The sequence below is a fragment of the Myxococcus sp. XM-1-1-1 genome, from assembly GCF_020037095.1.
GTDB classification, from domain to species: Bacteria; Myxococcota; Myxococcia; order Myxococcales; family Myxococcaceae; genus Myxococcus; species Myxococcus fulvus.
Genome location: NZ_JAIQDH010000030.1, coordinates 67,399 through 82,515, shown reverse-complemented (window position 1 = coordinate 82,515; position 15,117 = coordinate 67,399). Strand labels below are relative to the sequence as shown.

General features: G+C 72.4%; 13 protein-coding genes. 9 read left to right on the top strand and 4 right to left on the bottom strand.

Annotation, left to right across the window (positions count from 1 at the left end):
• Positions 1-5 precede the first annotated feature (5 nt).
• Positions 6-362: a YciI family protein gene (locus tag K8640_RS37770; protein WP_223751534.1), complete on the top strand. Its 357-nt coding sequence runs from the start codon at positions 6-8 to the stop codon at positions 360-362.
• 115 nt (positions 363-477) lie between these two features.
• Positions 478-2,205, top strand: a complete 1,728-nt coding sequence (gene poxB / locus K8640_RS37765) for a ubiquinone-dependent pyruvate dehydrogenase (RefSeq protein WP_223751533.1) — start codon at positions 478-480, stop codon at positions 2,203-2,205.
• 12 nt (positions 2,206-2,217) lie between these two features.
• Here the strand turns inward: poxB and K8640_RS37760 are convergent, their stop codons facing one another.
• Complete coding sequence (locus K8640_RS37760; protein ID WP_223751532.1) at positions 2,218-2,682, bottom strand: cupin domain-containing protein; 465 nt, start codon at positions 2,680-2,682, stop codon at positions 2,218-2,220.
• A 103-nt stretch (positions 2,683-2,785) separates the two neighbouring features.
• On the opposite strand from K8640_RS37760, the gene K8640_RS37755 reads away from it, so the two are divergent.
• Entirely contained in the window at positions 2,786-4,213 is a 1,428-nt protein-coding gene (locus tag K8640_RS37755; RefSeq protein ID WP_223751531.1) for a PLP-dependent aminotransferase family protein, read from the top strand.
• A gap of 6 nt (positions 4,214-4,219) precedes the next feature.
• On the opposite strand, the gene K8640_RS43365 is transcribed toward K8640_RS37755, so the two are convergent.
• Entirely contained in the window at positions 4,220-4,468 is a 249-nt protein-coding gene (locus K8640_RS43365; RefSeq protein WP_223751530.1) for a VOC family protein, read from the bottom strand.
• 242 nt (positions 4,469-4,710) lie between these two features.
• On the opposite strand from K8640_RS43365, the gene K8640_RS37745 reads away from it, so the two are divergent.
• The 4 genes from K8640_RS37745 to K8640_RS37730 all read left to right on the top strand — a co-directional run bounded on the left by K8640_RS37745 (position 4,711) and on the right by K8640_RS37730 (position 10,248).
• Positions 4,711-5,310 (top strand): DUF998 domain-containing protein, encoded by a 600-nt coding sequence (locus K8640_RS37745; protein ID WP_223751529.1) that lies wholly within the window; start codon positions 4,711-4,713, stop codon positions 5,308-5,310.
• 173 nt (positions 5,311-5,483) lie between these two features.
• The gene (locus K8640_RS37740; RefSeq protein ID WP_223751528.1) at positions 5,484-6,824 is read left to right on the top strand and encodes a hydroxymethylglutaryl-CoA reductase, degradative; all 1,341 of its coding nucleotides are present in this window, start codon (positions 5,484-5,486) and stop codon (positions 6,822-6,824) included.
• Positions 6,821-9,052 (top strand): MMPL family transporter, encoded by a 2,232-nt coding sequence (locus K8640_RS37735; protein WP_223751527.1) that lies wholly within the window; start codon positions 6,821-6,823, stop codon positions 9,050-9,052. Before K8640_RS37740 ends, K8640_RS37735 begins: the two co-directional genes overlap by 4 nt.
• Complete coding sequence (locus K8640_RS37730) at positions 9,049-10,248, top strand: glycosyltransferase family 2 protein (protein WP_223751526.1); 1,200 nt, start codon at positions 9,049-9,051, stop codon at positions 10,246-10,248. Before K8640_RS37735 ends, K8640_RS37730 begins: the two co-directional genes overlap by 4 nt.
• Here K8640_RS37730 and K8640_RS37725 read toward each other — a convergent pair.
• Positions 10,245-11,606: an NAD(P)/FAD-dependent oxidoreductase gene (locus tag K8640_RS37725; RefSeq protein WP_223751525.1), complete on the bottom strand. Its 1,362-nt coding sequence runs from the start codon at positions 11,604-11,606 to the stop codon at positions 10,245-10,247. The genes K8640_RS37730 and K8640_RS37725 overlap by 4 nt on opposite strands.
• A gap of 46 nt (positions 11,607-11,652) precedes the next feature.
• On the opposite strand from K8640_RS37725, the gene K8640_RS37720 reads away from it, so the two are divergent.
• Complete coding sequence (locus tag K8640_RS37720) at positions 11,653-12,699, top strand: squalene/phytoene synthase family protein (protein ID WP_223751524.1); 1,047 nt, start codon at positions 11,653-11,655, stop codon at positions 12,697-12,699.
• Positions 12,696-14,666, top strand: coding sequence for a 2,3-oxidosqualene cyclase (locus tag K8640_RS37715; protein ID WP_223751523.1), 1,971 nt, complete (start codon positions 12,696-12,698; stop codon positions 14,664-14,666). The genes K8640_RS37720 and K8640_RS37715 overlap by 4 nt, the downstream gene beginning before the upstream one ends.
• Position 14,667: 1 nt before the next feature.
• On the opposite strand, the gene K8640_RS37710 is transcribed toward K8640_RS37715, so the two are convergent.
• Positions 14,668-15,042: a hypothetical protein gene (locus tag K8640_RS37710; protein WP_223751522.1), complete on the bottom strand. Its 375-nt coding sequence runs from the start codon at positions 15,040-15,042 to the stop codon at positions 14,668-14,670.
• Between the last annotated feature and the right edge of the window lie 75 nt (positions 15,043-15,117).

Genomic DNA, 15,117 nt, shown 5'->3' with positions numbered 1-15,117 from the left:
GCGCGATGTCTTTCATGCTGCTGATGATGGAGGCACCCGGGAAGCGACAGGAGCGGCCGCTCGAGGAGGGCCAGAAGGCCTACGCACGGATGATGGCCTTCCAGAAGACGCTCCAGGACAAGGGCGTGCTCGTCGCCGGAGAGGCCCTCAAGCCGGACGACAACGCCATCCGCATCGAGAGCATCAATGGGCGGCGGACCGTGAGCGATGGCCCCTTCACCGAGTCGAAGGAGATCATCGGCGGCTTCTTCCTGCTCAACTGCAAGAGCCGCGACGAGGCGCTCGAATATGCCCACATGTGTCCCATGAGCGACTGGGGCATCGTCGAGCTGCGCGAGATCGCGAACAGCTGTTTCGAGTAGCCCCCCGCGTCACCGGCGAGAGGGAGCACGCTCCCACGCCCCACACCCACGGGAGCGCCCGTCACCCCGCTCCCCTGGGTTGTCCCCCGCTGTCACCCCGCCCAGCTTTGAGCCCATGAGCTCTCTCACCGTGGCGGAAGCGCTCGTTCGTGTGCTCATCGAGGCGGGGGCCGAGCGCATCTACGGCGTCGTGGGCGACAGCCTCAACCCCATCACCGACGCCGTGCGGCGCAGCGACGGAAAGCTGCGGTGGGTCCACGTGCGCCACGAGGAGGCGGGGGCCTTCGCCGCGTCCGCCGAGGCGCAGCTGAGCGGCAAGCTGGCGGTGTGCGCGGGCAGCTGCGGCCCGGGCCACCTGCACCTCATCAATGGCCTCTACGACGCGCACCGCAGCTACGCGCCCGTGCTCGCGCTCGTCTCGCACATCCCCAGCGAGCAGATCGGCACGTCCTACTTCCAGGAGACGCACCCGGAGCTGCTCTTCCGCGAGTGCAGCCACTTCTGCGAGATGGTGGCCAACCCCAAGCAGGCCCCGCGCCTGTTCCGGCTCGCCGCGCAGACGGCGCTCGCGAAGGGCGGCGTGTCCGCGGTGGTGGTGCCCGGGGACGTGGCCGCGCTCGAGGCCGGCGAGGACGTGCCCTCCACCTTCGCCACCGAGCGCCCCGTGGTGCGCCCGGCCGACGCGGAGCTGGACCGGCTCGCCGAGCTGCTCAACTCCGCCTCGCGCGTGACGGTGTTCTGCGGCAGCGGCTGCCGGGGCGCCCACGCGGAGGTGCTCGCGCTGGCGAAGCGGCTCCAGTCGCCCGTGGGCCACGCGTACCGGGGCAAGGAGTGGGTGGCCTACGACAACCCCTACGACGTGGGCATGACGGGCCTGCTCGGCTTCGGCGCCGCGTACGAGGCCATGCACGCCTGCGACGTCCTGCTGCTGCTGGGCACCGACTTCCCCTACGACGCGTTCATGCCCGTCAAACCCCAGATTGCCCAGGTCGACGTGCGGCCGGAGCACCTGGGGCGCCGCTCGCGGTTGGACCTGGGCGTCTGCGGCGACGTGCGCGAGACGCTGCGCGCGCTGCTGCCCCGCCTGGAGCAGAAGGAGGACCGGCGGCATCTCGAGGGCGCGCTGGAGGAGCTGGCCAAGGCGCGGCGCAAGCTGGACACGCACGTGCGCAACGTCGGCTCGCACCGCCCGCTGCATCCGGAGCTGGTGGCGTCGGTGCTGGACGAGGTGGCCGCCGAGGACGCCGTCTTCACCGTGGACACGGGCATGTGCAACGTGTGGTCGGCGCGCTACCTCCACGCCACGGCCGAGCGGCGCATCATCGGCTCCTTCACCCACGGCTCCATGGCCAACGCGCTGCCCCAGGCCATCGGCGCGCAGCTCCTGTACCCGGGCCGGCAGGTCATCTCCATGTCCGGCGACGGCGGCTTCGCGATGCTGATGGGGGACTTCCTCACGCTGGCGCAGTACGAGCTGCCGGTGAAGGTCGTCATCTTCAACAACAGCTCGCTGGGCATGGTGAAGCTGGAGATGCAGGTGTCGGGCTACCCGGACACGCAGACGGACCTGGTGAACCCCAACTTCGCGAAGCTGGCGGAGGCGGTGGGCGTCATGGGCCAGCGCGTGGAGGCGCCCGAGGACCTCCGGGGCGCCTTCGAGCGCGCGCTCGCCCACCCGGGGCCAGCGCTGGTCGACGTGGTCACGGACCCGCACGCGCTCTCGCTCCCGCCTCGCGTCACCATCAAGCAGGCGGCGGGCTTCGCGCTGGCCATGACGAAGCTCGTCTTCAACGGCGACGGCGGCGAGGTGGTGGACACGGTGCAGGCCCACCTGCGGCACTGACAGGGCCCCCAGTCACTCCAGGGTGGCCAGGAACGGCTGGCCGTTCGCCTCGCACCACTGGCGGTAGGACTCCAGCCGGTCCGCGGGCGTGACGTGCCGCGAGACCTGGCCGTCCGCCGTCAGGTACTCCACGCCGCCGCGCGTGTGGATGAGCAGCACGAGCGGCTCGGGGCCCGTCACCCGCCAGCTGTCGACGTTGCCGGCCGGCTCGTAGACGTAGCCCCCCGGGCCAATCACCTCGCCCGTGTCCAGCAGCTCGCGGGAGCCGGAGAGGTTGAAGGCGTGCGACTCGCCGGTGTGGCGGTGCGGGGGGATGACGGTGCCGGGCTCCAGGCGAAAGAGGTACATCCAGCCCGCGTCGTCCTTGAAGAAGCGCAGCGGCTTGAAGGAGAGGCCCGGGGAGGTCATGGGAATCCAGGGCATGCGCTCGGCGTGGACCGGCTGCGAGGCGTACGAGGACGAAGGCGTGGGGCTCATGCGGTCTCCTTGAGGAAGTGCCGACAGGGTGCCCCGTCCCTGGCCCTCTCACGGTGCCAGGACCGACGAATCTCGTTGGGCCAATCCGTGGTAGGCCTGGGCCATGGACCTGCATGTCGACCTGACGGAGCGAAGGGACCTCGCGGGGCAGGTCTACCGGGGCCTGCGAGCGCGGGTCCTCGACGGACGGCTGCGGGACGGTGAGCAGGTGCCCCCCTCGCGGGAGCTGGCCCGGCGGCTGGGCATCTCCCGCAACACGGTGAGCGTGGCCTACGAGTGGTTGATGGCGGAGGGCCTGCTCGTGAGCCGGGGTCGCGCCGGGAGCTTCATCCAGAACGCACCTCGGGAGCGCGGCGCGCGCGCGAGGGCCTCCCAGGGCGTGGAGTTGCGGCCTCGCGCGGTCTGGCGCGGGCTGCCCGCGCCCCCCGTGCCCGTCCCCGAGACGCCGTACGACTTCCGGGTGGGCTATCCGGATGCGTCGCTGTTCCCCTTCGACGCCTGGCGCCGGCTCATGGCCCGACAGTGGCGCGCCTCCGCGGCGGGCCCCGCGTACGCGGACCCGGCCGGCCATCCGGAGCTGCGCGAGGCGGTGGCCCGCCACGTGGGTGTCTCGCGAGGCGTCACCGCGGACGCGTCCGACGTGCTCATCACCCACGGCGCGCAGCAGGCCCTGGACCTGGTCGGCCGGGTGCTGCTCGAGCCCGGGGATTGCGTCGCCATGGAGGAGCCCGGCTATCCGCCCGCGCGCGCGTTGTTCCAGTCGCTCGGCGCGAGCGTGGTGCCGGTGCCCGTGGACGCGGAGGGGCTCGACGTGAGCCGCCTGCCGGACGACACGCGCGCCGTCTACGTCACCCCGTCCCACCAGTTCCCGCTGGGCATCGTCATGTCCCCGGCGCGTCGCAAGGCGCTGCTCGACTGGGCCCGGCGCCGCGACGCGGTGGTCATCGAGGATGACTACGACAGCGAGTTCCGCTTCGGCGGCCGTCCGCTGGAGACGCTCCACGGCCTGGACCGCTCGGGCCGGGTGCTCTACGTCGGCTCGTTCTCCAAGGTGCTGCTGCCCTCGCTACGGCTGGGCTTCCTCGTCGCGCCGCCCTCGCTCCGGCGGGAGCTGCGGCTGGCCAAGCAGGTGACGGACTGGCACAGCCAGCTCCCCGCGCAGGGGGCGCTCGCGCGCTTCATCGACACGGGCGCGCTGGCAAGGCACCTGCGCAAGACGCGGCGCGAGTACGAGCAGCGACACACCCGACTGGCCGAGGGCCTCGCGCGCCACTTCGCGGACACGCTCGAGCTGCTCCCCTCCGTCGCCGGTCTGCACCTGTGCGCCACCTTCACGCGGGGCGGCGCGCGGCTGGAGAAGGAGCTCACCGCCAGGGCTCACGCGGCGGGCGTCGGCGTGGAGTCGCTCTCGCGCTACTTCATGGGAGCCCCCACCCGCCATGGCTGGGTGCTGGGCTACGGCCGCGTGACGGTGGAGCGCATCGACGAGGGGCTCCGGCGCCTCCGGGCGCGGCTCCACGAAGGACGCTAGCCCGCCTCACTTCCAGACGGTCGGCGGCGGACCTTCGTCGGGTTTGTCCATCTTCACGATGCAGAAGCGATGGCCCGTGGGCGCCTCCATGACCCACCAGCGCTTCACCCAGCCGATGCGCTTCGCTCCCAAGGCCTCCAGGCGCGCGGCCTCGGCGTCCTGGTCATCCGCCTCGATGTCCAGGTGGACACGGGAGGGGTGGGTGACCCGCTGCAGCCCGACGCTCAGCCCCGCGGCAGTGCCCTCGAGGCCCACGTACTCGGAGGTCTCCCCGACTTCGTGCCCCCCCCACCTGGAGCCCCAGCGCCTGGCTCCAGAAGGTGGCGGCGGAGAGCAGCTCCCCCGTCTCGCAATCGATGATGAGTCCCGAGAGACGACTGCGGTGCGCCATGACGCCCTCCGCTCGATGAGGTTCCCGCGCAATCTGACAACGCCCCAGGCACCGGTCTACCCCCGCCGGCTTTCGTCCGGGACGCCGCCGCCTTGATACTCCTTCAATGGTCCCGTGGATTCTCCCCAGCGCGTTGCTCGTCGTGGCTCTCGGCGTCCTGCCGCCCTTCTGGTTCGCGCGGAACAGGCCCGGCTACAGCCACGTGAGGAACACCATCAGCGAGCTGGGTGAGACGGGCGCCCCGGGGGCCGCCCGCGCGGGGTGGCTCGGCTTCGCGCCCGCGGGCCTGGCCGTCCTGGGTTTCTGCGCCCTGCTCCACGCGTACCTCACCGCCCAGGGCGAGGGGGGCACCGGGGCCGTGCTGCTGTCGCTGCTGGGCGTCAGCTACGTGGGCGCCGCCGTGTTCCCTTGTGACGCGGGCGCGCCGTTCTGGGGCACGTGGAAGAACCAGATGCACCACCTGGTGGCGGGCCTGGGCTACTTCGGCGCGGGCGGCGGCCTCATCGAAATGGAGCGCGTGTTCGAGGACGTGCCGGCGCTCACCTCGCTCACCCCGGTGACGGGCGCGCTGGGCAAGCTCGTGCTGCTCGGCATGGTGGGCCTGTCCTTCGACTCCCCGGTGCGAGGGCTCCTCCAGCGCGCGGTGGAGGCGCTCGTGTTCGGATGGATGGTGGCCGTGGGAGTGTGGCTGATGCTCGCCCACTGAGCACGGCCATCGCCCCATGAGGAGGGGCAGGCGGGCGACGGGCGCGGCATCGCCCTCGCCACGCAAGTCCACTGCCGGATTCCACGCGGCCCCAAGGACTGGGTGCCCTGCCCAACCGCTCCGGTCGTCACCAGTTCCCATGGTGCTCGATGGCCGGAGCCACAGGGGGGGGCATGGGGGAAGTCAACGACGAGTCGGTGCAGGTGCCATCGGCGACGCGGTCTTCTCGCCTGCCGGGCTTCCACCAACGCAGCATGGAGGAGCGCTGGCGCGAGCTGGCGCTGCGCGGAGACCTCACGCCCGAGGAGCTGCGCGTGCTGTGCGCGCTGGACGCGCCGCACCTCGACGTCGTCAACCAGATGATCGAGAACGCCGTCGGCGTGTTCGCCCTGCCCCTGGGCCTGGGGCTGAACCTCACCGTCAACGGGCGCGACCACCTGGTGCCCATGGTCGTGGAGGAGCCGTCCGTCATCGCCGCGGTATCCCTCGCCTCGAAGCTGGTGCGCGACGCAGGCGGGTTCCTCGCCGAGGCGAACACCTCGATGATGATTGGCCAGGTGCAGCTGACCGGCTACGGCGACCCGGAGCTCGCTCGCGCCCGGCTGCTCGCGGGGAGGGAGCAGCTGCTCGCGCTCGCCAACAGCTTCCATCCCTCGCTCGTGAAGCGCGGCGGTGGCGCGTGTGACCTGCAGGTCCGCATCCTCCCCGCGCCCGAGGGCCCCCACGCGGAGCCGCTCCTCATCGTCCACCTGCTGGTGGACACCCAGGAGGCCATGGGCGCCAACCTCATCAACACCATGGCGGAGGGCATCGCGCCGCTCGTCGAGCAGCTCACGGGGGGACGGGTGTATCTGCGCATCCTCTCCAACCTCGCCGACCAGCGACTGGCGCGGGCCTCCTGCCGCCTCCCCGTGGCGTCGCTGTCGGGGCTGGGCATGTCCGGCGAGGACATCGCGGAGGGCATCCTCCAGGCGGGTCGCTTCGCCCGGGCCGACCCCTACCGCGCCGCGACGCACAACAAGGGCGTGATGAACGGCATCGACGCGGTGGCCATCGCCACGGGGCAGGACTGGCGCGCCATCGAAGCCGGTGCGCACGCCTATGCATGCCGGGAGGGCCACTACGGGCCCCTGACGAACTGGACGATGGAGGATGGGCACCTGGTGGGCCGCATCGAGCTGCCGCTGGCGCTGGGCCTGGTGGGGGGCCCCATCAAGGTGCACCCCGGCGCGCAGCTGGGGCTGAAGCTGCTGGGCGTGAGCACCGTGCGCGAGCTGGCCATGGTGTTCGCGGCGGTGGGCCTGGCACAGAACCTGGCGGCGGTGCGCGCGCTGGGCTCGGTGGGCATCCAGAAGGGCCACATGGCCATGCACGCCCGGTGCGTCGCGGTGACGGCGGGCGCTCGCGGCGCGGACGTGGAGAAGGTGGTCCGGCTGCTGATGGAGCGCGGCAACATCAAGGTGGAGACGGCGCGCGAAATCCTCGCCTCCCTCCAGGTCCCCTCGCCCCCATGAGCGCGGAGACGACGTCCCCCTCCCTGTTCGCCCGGCTCGCCCTGGGCGTGCATCGGCACCGGCGGGCGGTGCTGGTGGGCGCTGTCGTGTTCCTGCTCGCGGCCATCTGGGTGCTGAGCCGAGGCGGTCACCTCACCACCGGCACCATCGACGGCATCGAGGCCGCGCGCGCCGAGGCCCTGGCCCGGCCCGCCACGGCGGGCTCCACGGACCAGACGCTGGCCGTCATCTTCCACCACGACACCTGGACGGCGAAGCAGCCGCGCTTCACCCAGGCGATGACGGACGTGCTCGAGCGCGTGCGGCGGCTGCCGGAGGTGGAGTCGGTGGTGTCCCCGGTGGGCGCGCCCGAGGCGCTGGGCGCGCGCTTCGTGTCGGCCACGGGGCACGACGTGCTGGCGCTGGTGCGCTTGAAGGGCGGGGAGCGCGAGGCCGTGGCCGCGTTCCCCACCGTGCGCGCGGCCCTGGATGACCCGCGGCTGGAGACGACGCTGACGGGCAAGGTGGCCTTCCTCGCCGCGCTCAACCAACTGCTGGAGCACGACCTGCTGCGCGCGGAGCTCATCTCGTTCCCGCTGGCGCTGCTGGTGCTCCTGTGGGTGTTCCGCACGGTGGTGGCCGCGATGCTGCCGCTGGTGGTGGGCGGGCTCGCGGTGCTCTGCGGCGTGGCGGGGGTGCTGCTGCTCTCGCGCGTCACGAACATGGCGCAGTACACGCTCAACGTGGTGTCGCTCATCGGGCTGGGCGTGGCCATCGACTACTCGCTCTTCATCGTGAGCCGCTTCCGGGGCGAGCTCGCCGAGGGGCTGTCGACGCAGGCCGCGCTGGTGCGCACGCTGGACACGGCCGGGCGCGCGGTGGCGTTCTCGGGCCTGGCCGTCACGGTGGGCCTGGCGGGGCTGCTCTTCTTCCACGGCTCGTACCTGAGCGCCATGGGCCTGGGCGGCGCGCTCGTCGTGGCCTTCGCGGTGCTCTTCGCGCTCACCGTGCTGCCCGCGCTCTTGTCCTGGCTGGGGCCCCGGGTGGACAAGGGGCGGCTGCCCTTCGGGCGCGGCACGGGGCCCGTCGGCGTGTGGCACGCGCTGGCCACCTGGGTGATGAAGCATCCGTGGCTGGTGCTGCTGCCCACGCTCGCGCTGCTGCTCGCCATGGGGTTGCCCTTCCGACGTCTGGAGCTGGCCGCGACGGACATCACCGCGCTGCCTCCTGGCACCGAGGCCCGGCAGGGCGCGCAGACGCTGGCGCGGCTGTTCCCACGCGAGGCCGCCACGCGCGTGCTGGTGGCGGTGGAGTTCCCTTCCGGGGATGCGCTCACGCCCGAGCGAAGCGCCGCCCTCTTCGACGCGAGCCGGCGCATGGCCGCGCTGCCCGGCGTGGTGGGCGTGGAGAGCGCGGTGGACCTGTCGCCCGGCCTGGACAAGGCCACCTATCAGCAGATGGCCGCCGCGCCCCCGGAGCTGCTGCCCGCCGAGGTGCGCGCCGCTCGCGAGGCGTACCGCGCGGGCAGCGTCGCCGTGCTCCAGGTGCTCACGTCCGCGCCGCCCAGCAGCCACCAGGCGCGCGAGCTGGTCCGGGCGCTGCGCCAGGAGCGCACGGTGGGGGACGGGACGCTCCTCGTGGGCGGACAGACGGCCACGGACGTGGACGCGACGGAGTTCCTCAAGGAGAACACGCCGGCCGCGGTGGGCTTCGTGATGGGGATGACGTGCATCGTGCTCTACGTGCTGCTGCGCTCCGTGGTGCTGCCGCTCAAGGCGCTGCTGATGAACCTGCTGTCGCTGGCGGGCTCGTTCGGCGCGCTGGTGTGGATATTCCAGGAGGGGCACCTGCACCGGCTCCTGCGCTTCGAGCCCGGGCCCATCGAGCCGTCGCTGCCCATCCTGTTGTTCTGCGCCTTGTTCGGGCTGTCCATGGACTACGAGGTGCTGCTGCTCAGCCGCATCCGCGAGGAGTGGCTGCGCACGGGTGACAACACCCACGCGGTGGCCGAGGGCCTGGAGCGCACCGGTGGGCTCATCACCAGCGCGGCGGCCATCATGGTGGCCGTCTTCGCGGCGTTCGCGCTGGCCTCGGTGGTGGTGGTGAAGGCGATGGGGTTGGGCATGGCCATCGCCGTGGCGCTGGATGCCACGCTGGTCCGGGTGCTCATCGTCCCCGCGATGATGCGGCTGATGGGGGACTGGAACTGGTGGGCGCCCGGAGCGAGGGGACGGGGGGAGAGGCGATGAGCGCACGGGACATCGCGTGGGTGGCGGCGGGAGCGGCGGCGCTGGGCGTGCTGGCCCACGGACACCGGGGACTGATGGCGGGCGTGCGACGGCGCCGCGCGCCCCCCACCGCCCCCTTCGAGCCACCGTCGGTGACGCTCATCCGTCCCATCCGGGGACTGGATGTGGAGGCGCGCGAGAACGTCCGCGCGTTGCTCGCCCTGGACTACCCGGGCGAGTGGGAGGTGCTCCTCGTCTTCGACAGCGCCGAGGACCCCGCCTTCGCCATCACCCAGGACGAGCTGGGTCGTCATCCGACGCGCGCGAAGCGGGTGGAGCTGCTCGTGGCGGGAGAGCCGCCGCCGGGGATGACGGGGAAGCTCAACGCCATGCAGCTGGGCGTGTCACGCGCCCGGGGCACGCTCTTGGCCTTCAGCGACTCCGACACGCGGCCCGAGCCGGGCGTGCTCACGGCGCTGGTGGGCGCGCTGCTGGAGGACGCGCGGACGGGCGCCACGTTCGCGCCCGTGTACGCGGCGGCCAGGGCACCCCTCGCGGGGGACGTGGGCTACGGGCTGCTGGTGAATGCCTGGTACGGCGCGTCCGTGGCGCGCGCGGCGGAGCCCGACGGCGCCCTGCCCTTCATCATGGGCCAGCTGATGGTGTTCCGTCGGGAGGCGCTCCAGGACATCGGCGGCGTGGGCTCGGCCGCCGGCCAGTTCGTGGATGACATGTACCTGGGGCGCAGGCTCCACGAGGCGGGGTGGAAGAACCGCGTCATCCACGCGCCCCTGCGCATCGTCACGGGGAACCTGGAGCTGAAGGCCTTCCTGCGCATCTTCCGGCGCTGGGTGCTCTTCTCGGAGGCGGGGCTCCCCTGGAGCTTCGCGCGCCCCAACTGGGTGCGCGGGGTGATGGGTTGGCTTTCGTGGGGGGGCCTGGCGGCGGCCGTCAGTCGTCGGGCCTGGGGACACGCGGCCGCGGCGGCGCTGCCCATCGGCTTCTCCGTGTGGAGCCAGCTGCGGCTGCAGCGGGCCTGCCATGGGCCGCGCGTCTCCCCCCGACACTACTGGGTGCCGGCGGTGCTGCCGCTGCTGGGCGCGGGCGTGGCGCTGTCCGCGAGGGTGTCACGCGACGTGGACTGGCGCGGCCGGAGCTACCGGCTGGACGCGCGAGCGGCCCTGGGTGGCGCGCTGCCCGCGCGGACGAGCCCCTAGGCGGAACGGCGGACGCGGCGATGCCACCAACTTCCCACCTGCTCCAGCGTACTCGCCACGGCGCCCCGCAGCGGTGGCCCGGCGGAGCGAAGCAGCGGCACGGCCGCGCGGGCACGGACGTCCCGCCGCCGCCCCGGCCGCAACGTCACCAGCGCGTGGCCGACGACGCAGAGGTATTCGCGCGCGAGCACCCGCATGCGCGACTCCTCGGACGAGAGCAGGGACATGGAGACGCGGGCACCTCGCGGGCTGTGCTCCCAGTAGCGCAGGAGCCCTCGCCGCAGGGCCCTCATGCCCGCGTCCTGCCCCGCGCAGGCGTCGTAGAGCGACGCGGCGAGCTGGACGCGGGTGCGCTGCGCGGGCCGCCGCTCGCAGGCATAGCGCTCCAGGGCCCGGGGGATGTCCTCGGGGTGGTGGCGCAGCGCCCGCTGGAGCGCTCGCGCGTCATCGAAGCACGAGGCCATGCCGCTCCCGGTGAGCGGGTGGCAGCAGGACGCGGCGTCGCCCACGAGCACGGCGCTCCCCTTCCACACCGTCCGCGACAACCGGTCGTCGTTGGAGGCCATGCGGGGTGTCGCGCTCGCGTCCAGCGCCCGTCGGACCTCCGCGCTCAGCGCGGATGGCAACGTGGCCAGCCATTCCGGGCGCTCCCGCAGGGTCTGGGCGGTGCTGCCCAGGGGGAGGTCCACCATCACCCGCGCCACGTCCGGCTGGATGGCATAGGCCAGCGCGTACAGCGGCCCTCCGACGAACTGATGTCCATGGTCGGGACGCGGCAGGCAGGCGCTGTCCACGGTGAGCCCCAGCATGGTGGAGATGCGCGTGAAGCGCTCGGAGATGCCCAGCATCCGCCGCACGGGCGACGCGCGCCCGTCCGCGGCCACCAGCATCCGGGCGCCCACCGCGTGCTCGACGCCTTCGTGGAGGAAGCGCAGCCGGACACCGCGCGCGTCGTTGTGCGCCACCGACGTCACGCGGGAGCGGGCCTGGACGGTGACGCCCGGCCGCCGGGCCACGGCCCGCAGCAGCGGCTCGGTGAGCTCGGCGTGCTCGAGCGACATGCCCGTGGCGCCCCGCGCATAGGGCAGGACGACGGTGCGGGCGGGCGCGGCGAAGAAGACGGCGAAGCCTCGCACGGGGCGCGACGTCCAGCCTTCGACGACGTCACCGAAGCCCAGCTCCCGCAGCGCGCTCACGGCGGTGGGGTGCAAGAGCTCCCCCGACAGTTGTCGGTGCCGGTCCACGCCCGCGTCCACCAGCAGGACGGACCGCCCCAGTTCGGCGAGCGCCGCCGCCGCCGCGCACCCCGCGGGGCCGCCGCCCACCACCACCACATCGAAGTCCCAAGGGCCTCCCATGACGCAACAACTGCGCATGGCCCCGGCCCGACGCAGAGGAGCAACCATGGTCGCCCATGAAGAGTCGTTCTGCCGAGCGGTGCTGCCCCGGGTCTCCCGGACGTTCGCGCTGAACATCCCCTTGCTACCTCCTCCCCTGGACCTCGTCGTCACAGTGGCCTACCTGCTCACCCGCATCGCGGACACGGTGGAGGATGAAATCCAACGGCCCCGGCAGGAGGAGCTGTTCGCAGCGCTGGAGGACCTGGTGCGACTGGAGCCGGGCTGGGAGGCTCGCGCCCAGGCCTTCGCCCGCCTGGCGGGAGACGAGTTCCTGCCCGACGCGCCCGAAGCGGAGGTGGAGCTCATCGCGGGGACCTTCTCCGTGCTGAAGACCCTGGCCTCGCTCCCTCCCTGGGCCCAGGCGCCCCTGCGCCGCTGCGTGCGCATCATGACCCACGGGATGAGCCAGGTTCAGCGCAGGCACGGTGGCGGCGAGTCGGTGCTGGGGTTGCCCGACCTCCAGACGACGCTCGCCTACTGCTACTACGTGGCGGGCGTGGTGGGCGAGATGCTGACGGAGCTCTTCATCGCGCACGCCCCCACCCTCGACGAGCGCGCGCGGGCGCAGCTGCGCTCCAGGGCCATCATGTTCGGCGAGGCGCTGCAGCTCACCAACATCCTGAAGGACGTGCGCGAGGACCTGGACCAGGGGCGCTGCTGGCTGCCGCTGGACCGGATGGCGCTGCACGGCCTGGAGCCCGCGACGCTGGCCCGCCCCGAGCTGCGCGCCCAGGCGATGGCGCTGCACTCGGAGCTGGTGGTGATAGCGCGCAGGGCGTTGGACGAGGCGCTCGAGTACACGCTGGCGCTCCCGCAGAGCGAGCCGGGCCTCCGGCTGTTCTGCCTCTATCCCCTGTTCTTCGCGGTGACGACGCTCAACCTCGTGGATGGCAACCCCGCGGTGTTCGACACCACGCCCTTGAAGCTCAGCCGGGAGGTGGTGCTGCGGCTCATGCTGCTCACGCAGGAGCGGGTGGCCTCGGACTCGGCGCTGCGGGCGCTCTTCGCGGAGTGCTCGCGCGTGCCCTCGGAGGTGGAGGCGGCGAGATGACGCGACAGGCGCGCGAGGTGCTGATGCGGACCCAGGAGGCGGATGGCTCCTGGAAGGGTGACTACAGCGGCCCGCTGTTCCTGAGCCCGCTGTACATCATCGGCCTTTACGCGATGGAGCGGGCGCCCGACGCGCCGCTGGCAGACGGGCTGCTCTCCTACTTCCGAGCCCACCAGAACGAGGACGGTGGCTGGGGGCTCTCGCCGGAATCACCGAGCATGGTCTTCACGACGGTGCTCACCTACGTGGCGCAGCGACTGCTCGGCGTCGAAGCCGACGACCCGGACCTCGTGCGCGCGCGGGCCTGGCTCCTGCCTCGCGGCGGACCGCTGGGCAGCGGCTCCTGGGGCAAGGCCATCCTCGCGCTGCTGGGCCTCTACGAATACGAGGGGCTCACCCCCACCCCACCGGAGCTGTGGCTGCTGCCCAAGGCGCTGCCGTTCCACCCCTCCAGGATGTGGTGCCACTGCCGCATGGTGTACCTGCCCATGGGCTGGCTCTATGGACGCAAGGCGCGCGTGCGGCAGACGCCCCTGCTGGCCGAGCTCAAGCGAGAGCTGTATCCCGAACCCTATGAGCACGTGGACTGGAAGGCGGCGCGCCAGCGGGTGGCCGACACCGACGCGTACACCCCGCGCAGTCCCTGGCTGCGCGCCGCGAGCCGCGTGCTCGGGCTCTATGAGCGGCTGCACTCCAAGCGCCTGAGGGCCCGCGCGCTGGAGGAGTCGCTCGAGCAGATTCGCGGTGAGGACGTGGCCACGCACTTCATCTGCATCGCCCCCATCAACAAGGTGCTCGACACCGTGGTCTGGCATCTGGCCCGGCCCGACGGTCCGGAGGTGCGCGCCCATCTGGAGCGTCTGCCGGACTATCTGCAGCGCACCCCCGAGGGCGTGACGCTCAACGGCTACAACTCCTCCCAGCTCTGGGACACCGCGTTCGCCATCCAGGCGCTGGTGGCCTCGGGCGCGGACCACGCCCGCGAGACGCTCGCGCGCGCGAGCCGCTTCGTGGCGTCGCAGCAACTGCTGGAGGACTCGCCCCAGCCCGAGCGCTTCTACCGCCACCCGAGCCGCGGCGCCTGGCCCTTCAGCACGCGCGAGCACGGCTGGCCCATCAGCGACTGCACCGCGGAGGCCGTCAAGGCGTGTCTCCTGCTGGAGCCGCTGGGGCTCAACCGCGTGCCGCGCGAGCGGCTGGCCCAGGCCGTGGAGTTCATCCTCTCCTTGCAGAACCGCGACGGAGGCTGGGCCACCTATGAGCCGACGCGTGCGCCGCGGTGGCTCGAGCGCATCAACGCCTCGGACGTGTTCGCCAACACGATGGTGGACCTGAGCCACGTCGAGTGCACCTCCGCCTGTGTCCAGGCCCTCGTCGCCTGGAGGAAGGTCCAGCCCGAGGCCCCCGTGGAGGAGGCCATCACCCGGGGGCTGGGGTTCCTTCGGCGCACGCAGCGCGAGGACGGGAGCTGGGAGGGCGCGTGGGGCGTGTGCTTCAGCTATGGCACGTGGTTCGGCGTGACGGGACTCGTGGCCGGAGGGGCCTCCCCGGAGGACCCGGCGCTGCGCCGGGCCGTGCGCTTCCTGGAGGAGCACCAGCGGGAGGACGGCTCCTGGAGTGAGGTCCTCCAGAGCTGCCGGGAGCGGCGCTGGGTGGACGGCCCCACCGGACACGCGGTGACGACGTCGTGGGCCCTGCTGGCGCTCTTCGCCTGCGGCGAGGCCGACTCGAGGGCCACGCGCCGGGGCGTCGCGTGGCTGCGCGCGCGTCAGGGCGCCGATGGCCGCTGGCCTCGGGAGCCGCTGGCGGGCGTCTTCAACCGCACCGGCGGCATCCACTACGACACGTACCTGCGCACCTTCCCGCTGTGGGCCCTGTCGCTCGCGGAGCGCACGCAGCGCCGCGCCTTCCCGCCCATCCAGGTGCTCACGCTGCCGCCCCTGGAGACGGGGAGCCTGTCGCCCTAGCTCACAGCGGCTGGGCCTCGATGCCAGCGTCGTTCATCGAGTGGACGACGAAGAGCGTCAGGCCCGGGTTGAGGAACAGGTTGCGGAACTCATCGGACGACAGGGAGTGCACCGCCCAGCGCACGGCCGACGCGGCGTACCCGAGCGCCTGCGGCGAGGGGACGAACCGGAGCGCGTCGGTCGCCGACTCGCGGGTCTGGAACACGGGGATGCCGCCCTTGGGCCCGGTCATCCACAACCCGGCGCGCTCCCCCGCGTCGTTCTGCGCCTCGAGGACATGGTACGCCTGCCCTTCGGGAGGAAGGACGGACTCCACCCGCTTGAGCCGGTCCACGATGGTCTCGGTGGCTTCCTTCTTCGGCGCGTCTCCAGACATGGCGTCTCTTCCTCACTGAAATCATCGAGGCAGGGCTGTCGGCCTCTGCGTCCAGGGACCCTACACCAGCTGGAT

Bases quoted from the DNA above. Each gene is read 5' to 3' on its own strand.
- K8640_RS37770 (WP_223751534.1), top strand. From the start codon at position 6: ATGTCTTTCATGCTGCTGATGATGGAGGCACCCGGGAAGCGACAGGAG.
- poxB (WP_223751533.1), top strand. From the start codon at position 478: ATGAGCTCTCTCACCGTGGCGGAAGCGCTCGTTCGTGTGCTCATCGAG.
- K8640_RS37760 (WP_223751532.1), bottom strand. From the start codon at position 2,682: ATGAGCCCCACGCCTTCGTCCTCGTACGCCTCGCAGCCGGTCCACGCC.
- K8640_RS37755 (WP_223751531.1), top strand. From the start codon at position 2,786: ATGGACCTGCATGTCGACCTGACGGAGCGAAGGGACCTCGCGGGGCAG.
- K8640_RS37745 (WP_223751529.1), top strand. From the start codon at position 4,711: ATGGTCCCGTGGATTCTCCCCAGCGCGTTGCTCGTCGTGGCTCTCGGC.
- K8640_RS37740 (WP_223751528.1), top strand. From the start codon at position 5,484: ATGGGGGAAGTCAACGACGAGTCGGTGCAGGTGCCATCGGCGACGCGG.
- K8640_RS37735 (WP_223751527.1), top strand. From the start codon at position 6,821: ATGAGCGCGGAGACGACGTCCCCCTCCCTGTTCGCCCGGCTCGCCCTG.
- K8640_RS37730 (WP_223751526.1), top strand. From the start codon at position 9,049: ATGAGCGCACGGGACATCGCGTGGGTGGCGGCGGGAGCGGCGGCGCTG.
- K8640_RS37725 (WP_223751525.1), bottom strand. From the start codon at position 11,606: ATGGGAGGCCCTTGGGACTTCGATGTGGTGGTGGTGGGCGGCGGCCCC.
- K8640_RS37720 (WP_223751524.1), top strand. From the start codon at position 11,653: ATGGTCGCCCATGAAGAGTCGTTCTGCCGAGCGGTGCTGCCCCGGGTC.
- K8640_RS37715 (WP_223751523.1), top strand. From the start codon at position 12,696: ATGACGCGACAGGCGCGCGAGGTGCTGATGCGGACCCAGGAGGCGGAT.
- K8640_RS37710 (WP_223751522.1), bottom strand. From the start codon at position 15,042: ATGTCTGGAGACGCGCCGAAGAAGGAAGCCACCGAGACCATCGTGGAC.